At 33.4% G+C, this 15,024-nt stretch carries 17 protein-coding genes; 16 read left to right on the top strand and 1 reads right to left on the bottom strand.

Annotated elements, in window-relative coordinates; all coding sequences use genetic code 11:
* Positions 1-174 precede the first annotated feature (174 nt).
* Complete coding sequence (locus HOG71_00615) at positions 175-471, top strand: hypothetical protein (GenBank protein MBT5989333.1); 297 nt, start codon at positions 175-177, stop codon at positions 469-471.
* Between the two features lie 136 nt (positions 472-607).
* Entirely contained in the window at positions 608-1,363 is a 756-nt protein-coding gene (locus HOG71_00610) for a hypothetical protein (GenBank protein ID MBT5989332.1), read from the top strand.
* A 38-nt stretch (positions 1,364-1,401) separates the two neighbouring features.
* Here HOG71_00610 and HOG71_00605 read toward each other — a convergent pair whose 3' ends face one another.
* Positions 1,402-1,572 (bottom strand): hypothetical protein, encoded by a 171-nt coding sequence (locus tag HOG71_00605; protein MBT5989331.1) that lies wholly within the window; start codon positions 1,570-1,572, stop codon positions 1,402-1,404.
* A 394-nt stretch (positions 1,573-1,966) separates the two neighbouring features.
* Between HOG71_00605 and HOG71_00600 the strand changes: the two genes are divergently transcribed.
* From HOG71_00600 to HOG71_00535, 14 genes are all read left to right on the top strand, one after another.
* Complete coding sequence (locus tag HOG71_00600) at positions 1,967-2,938, top strand: cysteine synthase family protein (protein ID MBT5989330.1); 972 nt, start codon at positions 1,967-1,969, stop codon at positions 2,936-2,938.
* Positions 2,939-3,431: 493 nt separating this feature from the next.
* On the top strand, positions 3,432-4,604 hold the full coding sequence (locus HOG71_00595; protein ID MBT5989329.1) for an iron-containing alcohol dehydrogenase: 1,173 nt from the start codon (positions 3,432-3,434) through the stop codon (positions 4,602-4,604).
* A 95-nt stretch (positions 4,605-4,699) separates the two neighbouring features.
* Complete coding sequence (locus HOG71_00590; GenBank protein ID MBT5989328.1) at positions 4,700-6,895, top strand: prolyl oligopeptidase family serine peptidase; 2,196 nt, start codon at positions 4,700-4,702, stop codon at positions 6,893-6,895.
* 78 nt (positions 6,896-6,973) lie between these two features.
* Positions 6,974-7,870 (top strand): tyrosine recombinase XerD, encoded by an 897-nt coding sequence (locus HOG71_00585; protein MBT5989327.1) that lies wholly within the window; start codon positions 6,974-6,976, stop codon positions 7,868-7,870.
* 165 nt (positions 7,871-8,035) lie between these two features.
* Positions 8,036-9,118 carry a ketoacyl-ACP synthase III gene (locus HOG71_00580; GenBank protein ID MBT5989326.1) on the top strand — a complete coding sequence of 361 codons (1,083 nt, stop codon included), beginning with the start codon at positions 8,036-8,038 and terminating at the stop codon, positions 9,116-9,118.
* Between the two features lie 23 nt (positions 9,119-9,141).
* Positions 9,142-9,675, top strand: a complete 534-nt coding sequence (locus HOG71_00575; GenBank protein MBT5989325.1) for a hypothetical protein — start codon at positions 9,142-9,144, stop codon at positions 9,673-9,675.
* 3 nt (positions 9,676-9,678) lie between these two features.
* Positions 9,679-10,269 carry a hypothetical protein gene (locus tag HOG71_00570; GenBank protein MBT5989324.1) on the top strand — a complete coding sequence of 197 codons (591 nt, stop codon included), beginning with the start codon at positions 9,679-9,681 and terminating at the stop codon, positions 10,267-10,269.
* A 64-nt stretch (positions 10,270-10,333) separates the two neighbouring features.
* Positions 10,334-10,813 carry a hypothetical protein gene (locus tag HOG71_00565; GenBank protein MBT5989323.1) on the top strand — a complete coding sequence of 160 codons (480 nt, stop codon included), beginning with the start codon at positions 10,334-10,336 and terminating at the stop codon, positions 10,811-10,813.
* Positions 10,792-11,541 carry a hypothetical protein gene (locus HOG71_00560; protein MBT5989322.1) on the top strand — a complete coding sequence of 250 codons (750 nt, stop codon included), beginning with the start codon at positions 10,792-10,794 and terminating at the stop codon, positions 11,539-11,541. Before HOG71_00565 ends, HOG71_00560 begins: the two co-directional genes overlap by 22 nt.
* A gap of 16 nt (positions 11,542-11,557) precedes the next feature.
* Entirely contained in the window at positions 11,558-12,349 is a 792-nt protein-coding gene (locus HOG71_00555) for a hypothetical protein (GenBank protein ID MBT5989321.1), read from the top strand.
* Between the two features lie 310 nt (positions 12,350-12,659).
* Positions 12,660-13,115, top strand: a complete 456-nt coding sequence (locus HOG71_00550) for a hypothetical protein (protein ID MBT5989320.1) — start codon at positions 12,660-12,662, stop codon at positions 13,113-13,115.
* Between the two features lie 38 nt (positions 13,116-13,153).
* The gene (locus tag HOG71_00545) at positions 13,154-13,765 is read left to right on the top strand and encodes a hypothetical protein (protein MBT5989319.1); all 612 of its coding nucleotides are present in this window, start codon (positions 13,154-13,156) and stop codon (positions 13,763-13,765) included.
* A 24-nt stretch (positions 13,766-13,789) separates the two neighbouring features.
* A complete protein-coding gene (locus tag HOG71_00540; protein ID MBT5989318.1) occupies positions 13,790-14,410 on the top strand; it encodes a zinc-ribbon domain-containing protein in 621 nt (206 codons plus the stop codon).
* Between the two features lie 65 nt (positions 14,411-14,475).
* The coding region (locus HOG71_00535; protein ID MBT5989317.1) for a TraB/GumN family protein at positions 14,476-15,024 on the top strand (549 nt) is incomplete at its 3' end.

Below are 15,024 nucleotides of genomic sequence, written 5' to 3'. Positions count from 1 at the left end.
TTGTTATAGAAAGGACAAATGCTTGGTTGGATGCTTACAAGGCAATTCTGGTACGTTTTGAAACAAACAAAACTCATTGGAAAGCATTGCATCTATTGGCTTTTACAGTAATTTTATTGCGTCAACTTTGAACAACTTCAATTTAATGAGGGGGTTATTAGCTATAATGCTTGTATGGTCGGCACCAAAGGATACAAAAAGAAATGTGGTACAAAAGATATGTTTTTTCTGTGTATTCCAGCAAAGGAATATGATGTTGTAAAAGAGGTAAATGTGCAAAATTTCACCAATTTGGGTCAGATGAAAATGGGAAAGAATGATATCGATAATTTCCTGAATAAACTTTATGAAAGGTCATGTAAAGAAGCTAAAGCAGGCGTTGATTTTGATGCAGTTTTGTTAGTGGATGATAATCTGGTAATCCATGGTTTTATCTCAACAAAAACATTACAACTGATAAAGTATAAATAGGATTTAAATTTCTAATCCTGACAGGGTTCTAAACTCTGTCAGTGTTGGGAATACTCAAGAAACACACGAATTATTTACTAGCAAGTTGGTGAATTAAGACTTATTAATACTGATCAGGAATTAGTAAATTTATCGAATGAAATCAACTACAATAACTGCATGTTTTCAATCACTTCATCTGATTACCTTATTCTTGCTAATCCAATCATGTACTGAAAGGCCTGTTTCTAATGAATCCGCTTCAGTTTTATGTGATAATGAGCAATTATTTATCAATACACCCGATTCGTTTAGACTTTTGGAGATCGATTATTCGAATTCATCAATGGCGTTTTTTGATTCTTTAAGATCGACAATAAGGTGTTTTACACGTTTTAGAATCAAACACAAATACATTCATGCTGAAGATAGTACTACTATTTATATATTTATTCCTTTTTCTATGGTAGGAGGAGAAAGTGTTTCAATTAAAACTAGTTTGCGAAATGTTTTTGAAATACGTTTAAATAATGAAAATAAGTTATTGGTTGAAGGAGAGTATTGTTCACTTGATTCATTAGGTTCATTTATAAAAAGGAATGTATTGAATTATGGGAGACAAGCTAGTTTGGCTGATGCACCGAATAAGGCAAATATTAGTTTTAGGTGGGAAGTAGATTCAAGTTTAAATAGTGTTCGAACGGTCTTAAATATTATTGTTAGTGCTTATCTTGATGTCGCTCAAGAACAAAGTCTTTTGAAATATGGACAATCTTTATGTGAGCTACCAAAAGACTCTGTACTGATTTTACAGGATATTTTTCCACTTAATCTTATCTATAGAGGTGGAGCAAAACCAAAACCGATTTTTATTGAGTCAATTGTAAAAGATGAACCATTATTATCGGAATAGATACTAATATCAAACGAAGAATGATGCTAAGGTTATTCCTAAAATAACTCTCTTAACTTATTCTTCACATCCTTAAATTCAGGATCAGTTTTAAAAATAGCTGAAGGTTTGAGGTAGATGAGTTTATGATCTTTAATGTCGCGAGCATTTGCTTGTGACAAGTCATCGTTTTTTGTTTTAACTATTTCTTTGGCAGCAAGTCCGAGCAAATGCTCGAACTATTGTTTGATTCATGATCAGTTTTGGAAACCTTGAATAGCGCTAGCATTTGCTTGTGACAAGTCATTGTCTTTTGTTTTAACTATTTCTTTGGCAACAAGTCTGGGCAAATGCTCGAACTATTGTATGAGGAGAAACATTCCATTTCCACGTGCTACGTTTTTAGCTCCACCTGCTGCTATAAAATGATCAAGCTTAACAGCTAGATTCGATAAATGAATGGCATCATAATAATCGCTTCCGCTTTCAGAAACAATTCGTTGATATGATTACTATTTTAATAGGAACCTCCAGAACCAAAAAAAAGAAATTGAATGATCATATTTTTTCTATTTTTGCGCCACAATAAAATATTAAAAAAATAAGGAAGGATAAGGAATTGTTATGTCAAAAATAGAAGTATTGAATCTGATCGGAAACACACCAATGGTGCATTTAAAAACACTTGATCCCAAACCTGGTGTAGAGATATATGCAAAACTCGAGTTTATGAATCCTACAGGAAGTTATAAAGACAGAATTATTGCATATATGATTCAAAAAGGTATTGAAACAGGTAAAATTAATAATAATACAACCCTTGTTGAGGGAAGTTCAGGTAATACAGGAGCTTCTGTTTCTATGATTGCTTCTAGCATGGGATTAAAATCAATTCTTTTTGTTCCTGATAAATGTAGTGATGAAAAGGTTGCAATAATTCGATCATATGGTGCTGAAGTTATTGTTATACCTGCTCCTGAATCATATGAAGGTGCTGCTGCCAATAAAGCAAAAGAAGATGCTAATTTTTATCATATTGACCAATATAACAGCCAGTTAAATCCTGAAGCTCATTATATGACAACCGGCAAGGAGATCTGGGATGACATGAACGGGAAGATCGATGCATTTATTGCTACAGCATCAACCGGTGGAGCAATATCCGGGATTGCTAAACGATTAAAAGAAAATGACACAAATATAAAAGTTGTTCTTGCAGATCCGGAAGGATCTGTTTATAAACCTTATTTTGATGGTAAAGAAGATTATTTGTCATACAAAAAGCCTTTTTATGTAGAGGGAGCCGGCAAGGCTGTACTTGTTGACGCAATGAATTTTGACATAGTGGATGAAGCGATCTCATTTAATGATGAAAATGCTATAAGTATGGTACAACGTCTTGCCCGCGAGGAGGGCCTGATGGTTGGTGGTTCAGCCGGAGGTAATGTTTGGGCTGCTTTAGAAGTTGCAAAAAGAATGGAAGCTCCTGCTAAAATTGTAACTATTATACCTGATAGTGGTTTTAAATATCTGAGTAAAATCTTTAATTCAAAATGGTTAAACGAAATAGGCCTCGGACATCTTGCAGCTGACTAACTTAGTTTTTTTTATTTACATTTCACGAGACTTTCAATTTTGCGTTTGTGCTCATTAACGTTCAGTAAGATCGGTATACAATAATTCACTTACTTATCCTGATAGTTATCGCGATGTGCAGTTTGCGTACCAATTTCTTGGTATTTGCGTGTATCCGACTTAACTAAGAAATCCTAATTGTAGCAAACAGTTTTTATTTTAAATGACGCTGATCAGACTGGGTTGGTCTTCATAGGGCTCTTCCAGCATTCAGCCTTCATCTTCAAAAGTATTTCCGCTGAAAATTGATTGTTTGTGATATTTTATGGCTTCAAATGGCTTTGTTATAGTCTTGTTTTTTCGAGTTGCAAAAATGAGAAAATGAACGACAAAGTCGGAAGATGTGTGTGATGTGTTGAAAGTTCCGGTTTACAAGATTCAAACAACAGGATTATAATATATATTTTTTGTAGATTCATTATTGATTTTTAAAGCACTTTAAACGAGAATAAGCATGTTGAATTTTGATTTTAATATCCCAACTAAAATATATTTTGGTCAAGGAAGAATAGAGGTCCTTGGAAAAGAAATCCTCAAATACGGTAAGAAAATATTGTTAGCCTATGGAGGAGGAAGTATCAAAAAAAATGGAATTTATGATGACGTAGTCTCCCAATTAAAATCCAATAAAATTGAGTTTGTTGAATTATGTGGAATTAAGCCCAATCCAAGCATAGAAAGTGTCAGAGAAGGAGTAAAACTTTGTAGAGAAAATGAAGTCGAATTTATTTTAGCTGTAGGAGGTGGAAGTGTAATAGATTGTGCAAAAGCTATTGCTGCAGGAGTAAACTATGCAGGAGATGCCTGGGACTTTTTTGTGAAAGGAGCAAAAGTGAATAATGTCATTGCTATTGGCTCTATTCTAACACTTTCTGCTACTGGTTCCGAAATGAATGCTAATACAGTAATTTCTAATGAAGCAACTGAAGAGAAACTTCCATTTGCTCATCCGACATTAAAACCACGGTTTTCTATTCTCGATCCGACCTATACCTACAGTGTTTCTGCAGTTCAAACAGCTGCAGGTACAGCTGATATTATGAGTCATTGTTTGGAGCAATATTTTAGTAAGGTTGATGGAACTTTTGTGCAAGACCGAATGACGGAAGCTATTTTGAAAACATGTATTCAGTATGGACCAATAGCAATGAAGGAACCTGATAACTATGAGGCACGTGCGAATTTGATGTGGGCAAGCAGTTTGGCATTAAATGGATTGCTGCAATACGGAAAAGAGGGCGATTGGGCTACGCATGTGATGGAACATAAAATAAGTGCTATCTCAGATCTGACACACGGAATTGGGCTGGCTATTTTAACTCCACACTGGATGGCTGAGGTTTTGGATAAATCATCGCTGGAAAAATTCCATTCGTTTGCTACCAACGTATTCCATATCAGCGAAGGAAATGACCAAATGGAGATGGCTAATGCTGGCATTCAGGCTTTGAAAGAATTTTTCATTTCATTGAATATTCCATCAAATTTATACGATTTAGGAATAAGGATAACAGAAGATAGATTTCATGAAATGGCAGTGGATATTGTCAAAAATGGACCTATTGGCAAATATAAATCACTAGGATTAAGCGAGGTTTTAAGCATACTAAAATCATGTTATCGCTAATACTATCTATTATCTGTAACTATAATTTCTGAACACGAAAGATTTATCAAAACATTATCTTTGAATATCAAAATCAACAAGAAAAACAATTAATAATGAAACATTTAAAACTTAGCCTGACAATAGGTTTATTTTTCCTCATTTCAATTTCCTCATTTGCTCAAAAAAAGGAACTAACATTAGATGTTGTTAATTCGCGAACAAGTTATCTGCTTTATCCTGAATATGCACGTCAGTATAAGGAAATGAGACAATTGCAATGGGTGACAGGAGAAGATGCCTATACTTATGTGAAAACAATAACTGTTAAGGACAAAAGTTTGGATGCGATTTATAAGGGCAGTATCAAAGCCAAAGGTGCTGATAAAATGCTTCTAAATATCGATGGTTTTAACAAATTTTTCTACAAGGCAGGTTTTGATTCCCTTCGCGCTATTCCAAATTTTTCATGGCATTCACCTACTGAAATGAAATTTCAGAAAGATGGCCAGATTTTGATTTTGGATATCAAGAAAGGAGGCGTGACCATCGCAAATTGTTGTAATGCAAATGCAGCAAATGCTGATGTTGAACCAAATTCATTCAATATTGCTTTTACAGTTGATAATAATTTATTTGTTTCGTTCAATAAAAAAGAGGCCTTCCAGATTACTAAAGATGATGATAAAGGGATCGTAAATGGGCAAACAGTTCACCGTAATGAATTTGGAATACATAAGGGAACTTTCTGGTCACCAAAAGGAAACTACCTTGCTTTCTATCGTAAAGATGAAACCAAAGTAGGAGATTATCCTGTAATGGATATTTCAAAAACTCCGGCAACTGTAGAAATGGTTAAATACCCAATGGCAGGAACTACTAGTGAAGAAGTGACTTTGGGTGTTTTTGATGTGAATAAGAAGAAAACCATCTTTTTAAAAACAGGTGAACCAAAAGAACAATTTCTGACGAATATTGCCTGGTCGCCTGATGAGCAATTTATTTTTATTGCCGTTTTAAACAGAGCACAAAATCACATGAAACTGAACCAGTATAATGCAAAATCTGGTGAATTTGTAAAGACCTTATTTGAGGAAAAAAATCTGAAATATGTAGAACCACAAGATCCAATGATTTTCCTGGAAAAAAATCCAAACGAATTTCTGTGGTTTAGCCGGAGAAATGGTTTTAATCAGTTATACCATTATTCGATTGATGGAGAACTTATTGAACAAATTACGGATTCAAAAGCAGATGTTTTAAGTTTTCTTGGTTTTAGTGTTGATGGCAAGCAAATTAGATATATTGCTATTGATGAAGAATTTCCATTACAAAAACATGCCTATTCTACCAATCTTGAAACACAGGAAATTGTCAGATTAACAACTGCTGATGGTACTCACAGGCTGGAAACAAGTAGTTCTAAGAACTTTATGATAGATATTTATTCCAGTCAGGTTATTCCAAATGAAGTGGCATTAATTGATGCAAATGGCATGATTATCAAAAAAATATATATTGGTGAGAATCCGTTAAAAGAATACAAAACAGGAGAAACAAAGGTTGGAAGCATTAAAGCCGAAGATGGTACTGATTTATATTATCGATTAATTAAACCAACTGATTTTGATGCCTCTAAAAAGTATCCTGTTATTGTGTATGTGTATGGTGGACCTCATGCCCAAATGGTTAATAATTCATGGTTGAACAGTGCCAGTTTATGGATGCATTACATGGCAAATCAGGGGTTTGTGATTTTTACTGTGGATAATCGTGGTTCAGGAAACCGAGGGCAGAAGTTTGAACAAGTTATTTTCCGAAACATGGGTAAGCATGAAATTGATGACCAAATGAAGGGAATTGAATTTTTAAGAGGGCTCAATTATGTTGATATGGATCGAATTGGTGTTCATGGATGGAGCTATGGAGGATTTATGACAGCCAGTTTAATGTGTCGTCAGCCAGAAACATTCAAAGTTGGCGTTTCAGGTGCACCGGTTATCGATTGGAAATATTATGAGATCATGTATGGCGAACGCTATATGGACACGCCCGAAGAAAATCCAAAAGGATATGAAAAAGCCAATGTGCTTACTTATATTGAAGACTTGAAAGGAAAACTATTATTGGTTCATGGTACTAGTGATGTTACTGTAGTTTGGCAGCATACCCTGAAGTTTATTGAGCAAGCAAATCACAAAGGAGTACAAGTTGATTATTATGTGTACCCAGGTCATAAACATGCGGTACGTGGAATTGATCGTGGTCATTTAGATAAGAAAATGGCTCAGTATTTTATTGATAATTTGTAATTGAAAAGTTATTTACCTGATGCTTGTCTGGGCGAAGTTGAAGACTAAACTGGCATTTTTGTTTACATAGCACTTTTTATGATAAACCCTTATTTCAATGGCTATAAAACCTATTTGCAATTAGAGAAAGGCTTGTCGCAACATACGGTTGATGCCTATCTTGAGGATTTTAAGAAATTATTGGTTTATCTGGACGATCAATACCCTGATTTCAAAATTGAAAAAACGGACAAAAACAAACTCCGGTCCTTTATACTTTGGATTAATGAAATTGGATTATCAGCACGAACACAGGCGCGAATTATGTCAGGTATCCGGAATTTCTTCTCCTATCTGTTGGAAGAAAAAGTGATCGATGAAAATCCTGTAGATTTAATAGAATTACCCAAAATTGGGAGAAAGTTACCTGTTGTTTTGAGTGATGCTGAAATCAATAAAATGATTGAGGTTATCGACCATTCAAGTCGAGAAGGGCAAAGAAACAGATGCATTGTTGAGGTGCTTTATAGTTGTGGTTTACGCGTTAGTGAATTGGTAAACCTCAAAAGAGCGGGTTTATTTTTAGATCATGATTACATCAAAGTAATTGGCAAAGGAAATAAAGAAAGGCTTGTGCCAATAGGAAGCATTGCCAAGGAACAAATACGACTTTATGAAACGGGAATCCGATTGCATTTGGATATTAAAAAAGGACATGAAGAGTTTGTGTTTTTGAATCGAAATGGAAGACAACTTAGTCGTGTGATGATTTTTTATATCATCAAGGATTTAGCTGAAAAAGCAGGAATTAAAAAGAATATTAGTCCACATACACTCCGACATTCTTTTGCAACAGAATTGGTTGACCGGGGAGCAGATCTTCGAGCTGTTCAAGAAATGCTTGGACATTCGTCCATTACTACTACAGAAATTTACACACATTTAGATTCCAGCTATTTAAAGGATACTATCATTCAATTTCATCCCAGATCTTAGAATTATTGGCTGCAATTTTTCTAGGAGAATATTGATCTTTATGTAATTATTTAACAGGCTGTTATATATTTTGACTAAATTGCGGATTGTTTTAAATGCCCAATTAGTACTCTCAGTTGGTGTTTTAAATTGGAAGAAGGGTAAATCAGAGAAGTAATAGAAAATATGAGTAATAATATATATAGTGTAATTACAGGAACAGGAAACTACATCCCCTCAGTAGTGAAAAAAAATGAAGATTTTCTGAGAAATGAGTTTTATGAGACTGATGGGACAAAGATTGAGAAAAAAAATCAGGAGATTATTGATAAGTTTCTGGAAATCACAACCATTGCTGAAAGAAGATATGTTTCTGACGATTTAGTCACATCCGACATAGCTTATTTTGCTGCGTTGGATGCTATTAGCTCTTCAAATATTAATAAAGAGGAGTTAGATTATATCATTGTTGCCCATAATTTTGGTGATGTTAAAAGTGATAATAAAAAATCGGATATAGTTCCTAGTTTGGCAGCTCGTGTTAAGCATAAATTAGCTATTGAAAATCCCAATTGTGTTGCTTATGATTTGCCTTTTGGCTGCCCAGGTTGGCTACAAGGTATAATTCAAGCTGATTATTTCATCAAATCCGGTGACGCAAAAAAAATTCTTGTGATAGGTTCTGAAATTCTATCCAGGGTTTCCGATCCACATGATAGAGATAGTATGTTATATGCTGACGGTGCTGGTGCAACCATACTAGAGGCAAAAGAAAGTGATAGCCCAATAGGAATTTTAGCGCATAAAACACGGTCTGATACTTTTGAATATTCGCAGATGCTGCACATGGATAAGTCGTATAATGTTAATGAGGACAATAAAAACGATATTTTTCTGAAGATGAATGGAAGAAAGCTTTACCAATATGCTTTGGAAAAAGTTCCTCAGGCCATTAAAGATGTTTTAGAGAAAAGTGCTACTCATATTAGTAAAATTACCAAAGTACTGATTCATCAGGCAAATGGAAAAATGGATGATGCTATATTAAAAAGACTGTTCCGTCTGTATGATATGGTTGATTTACCTAAGAATATTATGCCCATGACAATAGAATGGTTAGGGAATTCATCTGTTGCAACTGTACCTACTCTATTGGATCTTATCATGAAAGGTAAAATGGATTTACATAGTATCAATAAAGGCGATACATTGGTTTTTGCTTCTGTTGGTGCAGGTATGAATATCAATGCGTTGGTGTATCAAATGTAAATTTTGTATTTCATTTTTATCAAATGAATAAATTTTTACTATTACTACTTCTTTTATTATCTGCCTGTATTCCACAAAAGCAGGCAAAGAATTTATTTAATTCCTGTTCTGATATTTCATTATCAGATTCTTTTATGACAAAGGATCATCGATATTTTAAAATTTCCTATCCAGCAAATTGGGAGGAAAAAAAAGGAGTTCAAGGACTCATTATTAGTTCCAATCAATTTGAAGATTCTGCTTATCATAGTTTTATGCTTTCTGTGTTTCCCAAAACGCTTTATGGAAGTAGCTACAGAGACAAACCAAATCCCTTGATCGATTATGTGAGATTTGAAAAAATGAAGTTTAAAAACCATGAAGTTGTGTTTTTAACACGCAATGATTTGGGAATTGATAATGAAGAAAAAACAGTCTTTTGGCGTACAGAATTAAGATTCATTAATAGCCATGATAGTTTGCTATATTTGATGGTATTCGGACAACGAAGTGATTCTAAAAAAGAACCCTCCTGGTGTGATTTTAAGGAAATTATTGAATCCTTTGAAATAAAATAGGCTATGAAAACGGAATGTTTTGTATTCAAATTTTCTTTTCTATTAGCGTTTATATTATTGTTACAGTTTCATGCACATGCAGAAACTCTGGATTCTGAAACTAGCGATACGAATAAGTTTGATTGGATTTTAGGTGATTGGGAGACTATCAATAGTGTAGACGAAAAGCAGCATTACGAACAATGGGTGAAAATTTCAGACATTGAATACAATGGATATGGTTTTAGTTTAGTAAACAATGATACAGTTTTTGAAGAACATATGGCTTTAGTGAAGTTTGATGAGGTGTGGGCATTTATTGCCATAGATGTAAATACTCAACCAACTATTTTCAAAATTACAAAACTTGATGAGCTTGCCTTTGTTTCGGAAAATCTGAAAAATGAGTTTCCAAAAAAAATATCATATAAAATAGAAGATAACATGCTCGTTGCACGTATTTCAGATGATAATTCTGAAATCACGTTCAGTTATAAAAGCAAGCAACAAATTGAATATGAAGAGCATAAGAAGAATTCTGGCAGGGCAGCAGCAATTGCTATTGTTGCTATTTGTGCATTATTAATGATCAGGTATTTTAATAGGAAACAATAAAACAGGCCACATCCAGACTAAGTTCAACAATTCTTCGTTAGTATAATTATCAAATTCAAGAAGGATGAAAAAGCTGCTTTTTATATATTTAATGCTTTTTATAGCCAATTCCCTTTATGCACAAGGCCAAATCGATAATGCTTGTATTCCTTTGATGAAACAAGATAAAACCAAATTTGTTGTTAAAGGTATTCATGCAAAAGAAATAATCAGCAAAGGGGCCGAATTTGAATTAGTTGCAACATTCGACCTGGAAGAAACTACAATTAAAATTCATGAGGATCCAACATATATCATTGTTATCAATAAAAATCGAATTGATTATATTACTCCAGATGATAAACTGACTTTTAAAGGTCGAAATAAGTTTGAAGTAGTTTATGGAGGAAGCGGCCCGGAAAGACAAATATTTGAAATTTTATATGATGACAATAATTGTATTCTTTTGGAATCAACACCAACAAGCAAGGGTTATATAAATGGAGAATTAGTTTATAAAAGAACAAGAACAATACGGTATTTATGGGAGCGAACTTTGTTTTAATCAGCAAGAAAATCAAATTCAAATTAATAATGCTTTTGATAGTTTCAGTTGGTCTATTTATTGGCTGTTCTTCTAACATCTATTACCAAAATGCAGGTCAAAGTATATCAACTGGCAGCAGTGGTAATGGAAGCTTGGAAAATGCTTATCAACTTGATTATAAGACACGTAATATGCGTTATTTTAGTCCCTTTAGTTATTATGTATTGGGTAATGCATTTGTTCACTCAAAACTATATTACACTCTTATTGAATCTTATGAAGCTTGTGAAACTACTTGTCCCGACACCAAATTCAAGCTCATGGAATGTTCCTCGAAAAAGGGTGGTAAAATAATGATACACCGAACTCATCAGCATGGATTAAGTGCTGATTTCATGGTTTCTAAAATGAGGAATGACCGTCAGATTAAGCGTTTTGATAAATTAGGTATTTGGCATTATTTATTAAAGTTCGATGAGGGAGGAAATCTCGGGAGAAAAAAGAACGTTTCCATTGATTTTGAAAGTATGGGCAAACACATTATTGCCCTGGATAATGCTGCAAAAGCTAATGGGTTGGCTATCAAAATTGTGATATTGAAAATTGATTTGAAAGACGATTTCTATAAAACAACATCCGGCAAAGAGGTTAAGCGCAGAGGAATATATTTCGCTCAATATTTACAACCCAATGTCGACAAAATGCATGACGACCATTATCATGTAGATTTTACGATTACAGATTGAAAAGATATCAAAAGATATGTTGACGAAATCAAAAGCAATAAATATTATTCTAAGTATATTTCTATGCTTTGTTTTATTGGCATGTGAAAAAGATGGATTTCAAACGGAAGAAATTGACTCAGAGATACGATTGCATCTTTGGGAATTAATTGAAGAATCAGGAAATTCATTATTATTTAAATTTTATACAAGCAACTATTATCCTTGTTGTAATTATAGCATTGACTATTCTTTTAAACAAAATGAAAAGAGTATTAAAATTAAATTGAAAAAAATCATTCTTTGGAATTTTTGTTTGACTTCACCGGGAGAAGCCAGCTGCTTTATTAATGTGGGAAATCTGTCGACTGGGGTATATGACATAGATATTCAAATTAAAAATAATGTGAATAAAGGGACTTTAACAGTGACTGATTCCAAGTATGCAGTCTCTTTTGATACCAATTATAAAATGAGGGTTTATCGTGATGAAGTTTATCGCATACAAAAGAACTTTTATTGGGGAGAAATTCGATATCCATCAGATTCTTTTGAACAATTTGTATTTACACTTTATGATACATTGGAGCAAATAGGGGTGAGAGTCAATGATTATGCACCTGGATATTATGGATATTTTACAATCGATGAATACAATAAACTAATTCGGCATCATCCAAATGATCATTATTTTGCCAATTATGCAACATTCAGATTTGATGGAAAAGTAGCAGTTTTGTATGATTTTCTTAAGAAATACAATGAGAAGCATAACAGCACTTTTAAGTTTACTATAAATGATTGGAAAGGAAATTGGACTTCTTTTTAAACAATCAGATATAAATAATATTCCCTCCTATACCACGTATTTGCTTAGTTTTTTATTTTACCATAAATTGCAATCACAATTATATAAAATAATTTGATCATATGCTCTTGTCTCTTAGTCCCAGTATAGCAGTGTCTTCAATAAATATTTGTTCAGGCGGTATGATTTCTTATTTAAGAGATGTTCATAATTTAATCAAAAATCAAAAAACAACATGGAAAATCAAGTTGAAAAAACGATAACAAATCAAGATAAACAGCTAACCGCTGATAAAGAACTCAGCATAAATCAAGACAAATTAAATTTATACATGGAAAAACTAAAGCTTGAACAAGATTTAAGCTTTGGAGTAATCGCTGCATTAATAGCTTCAGTATTAAGTGCCATTTTATGGGCAGTTATTACAGTTACTACAGAATATCAAATTGGATTTATGGCTGTTGCAGTTGGCTTTGCTGTAGGTTATGCAGTTAGGTATTTCGGGAAAGGGATCGATAAAATATTTGGAATTATTGGTGCCATATTTTCAATTATTGGTTGTTTGCTTGGAAACTTCCTCAGCATAGTTGGTTTTATTGCTTCTACTGAAGGCTTGGGGTATTTCGAAACACTTTCACTTTTGGACTATAGTTTAGTGCCACAAATAATAAAGGAAACATTTAACCCGATTGATTTGCTATTTTACGGAATTGCCATTTATGAAGGGTATAAGTTTTCCTTTAGGCAGTTAAAGGAAGAAGACATAATTGCAAATGCTGCAGAATAAGCATTTCTAGATTATTCGTTAACTAAAAGTATAAGCTTATGAAAGTACCAAGTTGGGGATATGCAGTTGGCATTCTGATGATGTTTTTTGGTGGATGTAGTATGATTGGCGATTTGAAAAGTATTGACTCACCAAACATGTTTGAAATGCAAAATGACATGTTCAATATCATGTCTGACAAGGATGATTCATTTTCGGATGATAGTTTGATGAGAGCCAGTAGCGATTCTACTGAGATTGATTCTCTTGAGATGGATCCGTTTGGAATTATGGAGGGTATGAGCGAAGCAATGGAGGAAGCCTTTTATATTTCAGATTTCACAAAAACATGGATTGTCCGATTTGGTTATATTGGTTTATTTTTATCGCTGCTTTATGTTTTAGGAGGGGTGTTTTTGCTTATTCCTAAAAAGCATTCCATTAATCTGGCTTATTTGGCACTTGTCTTAAGTTTTGTTTTTAGTATACTTACTTATGTTGTAATAACATCAGATGCTAAAAATAGTTTTGTTGGAATGGCTACAGGATTTACTCAAATAGGAGGAATTATTATTGATTTTATTTTGCTGATAGTAATTATTGCTTCAGATAAAACCGCTTATGAAAATAAGGTAGATAAAGCAATTGATTCTGTAAATTCCTCACAATAAATAGTAATAAAAAAACAAATAATCATGATTATATTTGGAACAAGAGGTGTTAAATCAACGATGTCAGCAGGAAATTTTAACTGCCCACAATGCGATCAAAGTACACCTTATCGTCACAGAAAAGTAACTAACTTTTTTACCTTGTATTTCATTCCCATCATACCATTAGGTCGTGTTGGTGAGTATGTTGAATGTGGTCAATGCAAAGGAACCTATATTCCACGGGTATTGGAAAATGCACCCTCAAATAATGAGGCATTTATGGCAGAATATGAAAAAGCCATCAAACATTCGATGATATTGATGATGCTGGCTGATGGTGTAATAGATGAAAAGGAGAAAGAACAGGTATTGGAGATTATTAATGAATTTAGTCAAAATAATATTTCATCTCCACAATTGGAAGACTATATCGTTCAGGTTCAAAAAGAAAATAAAGATGTAACCACCTATCTGAAGAATGTAGGCCCATCATTAAATGAACATGGTAAAGAGACTGTTATAAAGTGTGCTCTGGCTGTAGCAGCTGCCGATGGCCATATTGATGATTCTGAATTAAAAATGATATCTGAAATGGGTAAAGCCATGGAAATGTCAGCGTCTCATTTGAAAGGAATATTAAGTGATATCTTTGAGAAGAAATAAAGTCTTGATAGTTTGTCAAGCGCTTAATAAAACAATATCATAATCTTATGAATAATAAATATAAGATGATAAGAACGTTCTTGTCTTTTTTCATTTGCATAGTAATTTCTACTAATGCATTGGCTCAGCATGAAATTGCTCAATCTGCATCAACCTTAGAAAACTCCCTTTTATGGGAAATTTCAGGAAATGGTCTTTCAGAACCATCCTATCTCTTTGGAACAATTCACATGATTCCCAAAAAGGATTATTTTTTCAATCAAATCATGAAAGAAAAGTTCAATAGTTGTAAAACCTTAGCACTGGAAATTGATATGGAAATTCCTTTCGCAAAACAGGTGGAAATTGCTCGAAATATGATTTTCCCTAATGGAGTTACCTTACGGAATTATATGTCGGACGAAGAGTACTATTCTTTTCAGCATTATGTATTAGATACTTTACGCATTAAGGAAAAGAAGTTTAAACAAGTACAAAGGTTAAAACCTTTTTATGGTTCAGCTATTTTAATAAGCGAATTATTGGGAAAAACAGTAGCCTATGAGCAAAAGCTTAGTCAAGCTGCCAAGAAAAATAAAATGAGTTTCGCTGCATTGGAAACTATTGAATATCAA

It is taken from the genome of Bacteroidota bacterium (assembly GCA_018698135.1).
Classification (GTDB): domain Bacteria; phylum Bacteroidota; class Bacteroidia; order CAILMK01; family JAAYUY01; genus JABINZ01.
This window is presented reverse-complemented; position numbering and strand designations above follow the sequence as displayed.

Excerpts from the sequence above, each read along its gene's own strand:
- HOG71_00615 (MBT5989333.1), top strand. The coding sequence starts at position 175 with ATGGTCGGCACCAAAGGATACAAAAAGAAATGTGGTACAAAAGATATG.
- HOG71_00610 (MBT5989332.1), top strand. The coding sequence starts at position 608 with ATGAAATCAACTACAATAACTGCATGTTTTCAATCACTTCATCTGATT.
- HOG71_00600 (MBT5989330.1), top strand. The coding sequence starts at position 1,967 with ATGTCAAAAATAGAAGTATTGAATCTGATCGGAAACACACCAATGGTG.
- HOG71_00595 (MBT5989329.1), top strand. The coding sequence starts at position 3,432 with ATGTTGAATTTTGATTTTAATATCCCAACTAAAATATATTTTGGTCAA.
- HOG71_00590 (MBT5989328.1), top strand. The coding sequence starts at position 4,700 with ATGAAACATTTAAAACTTAGCCTGACAATAGGTTTATTTTTCCTCATT.
- HOG71_00585 (MBT5989327.1), top strand. The coding sequence starts at position 6,974 with ATGATAAACCCTTATTTCAATGGCTATAAAACCTATTTGCAATTAGAG.
- HOG71_00580 (MBT5989326.1), top strand. The coding sequence starts at position 8,036 with ATGAGTAATAATATATATAGTGTAATTACAGGAACAGGAAACTACATC.
- HOG71_00575 (MBT5989325.1), top strand. The coding sequence starts at position 9,142 with ATGAATAAATTTTTACTATTACTACTTCTTTTATTATCTGCCTGTATT.
- HOG71_00570 (MBT5989324.1), top strand. The coding sequence starts at position 9,679 with ATGAAAACGGAATGTTTTGTATTCAAATTTTCTTTTCTATTAGCGTTT.
- HOG71_00565 (MBT5989323.1), top strand. The coding sequence starts at position 10,334 with ATGAAAAAGCTGCTTTTTATATATTTAATGCTTTTTATAGCCAATTCC.
- HOG71_00560 (MBT5989322.1), top strand. The coding sequence starts at position 10,792 with ATGGGAGCGAACTTTGTTTTAATCAGCAAGAAAATCAAATTCAAATTA.
- HOG71_00555 (MBT5989321.1), top strand. The coding sequence starts at position 11,558 with ATGTTGACGAAATCAAAAGCAATAAATATTATTCTAAGTATATTTCTA.
- HOG71_00550 (MBT5989320.1), top strand. The coding sequence starts at position 12,660 with ATGGAAAAACTAAAGCTTGAACAAGATTTAAGCTTTGGAGTAATCGCT.
- HOG71_00545 (MBT5989319.1), top strand. The coding sequence starts at position 13,154 with ATGAAAGTACCAAGTTGGGGATATGCAGTTGGCATTCTGATGATGTTT.
- HOG71_00540 (MBT5989318.1), top strand. The coding sequence starts at position 13,790 with ATGATTATATTTGGAACAAGAGGTGTTAAATCAACGATGTCAGCAGGA.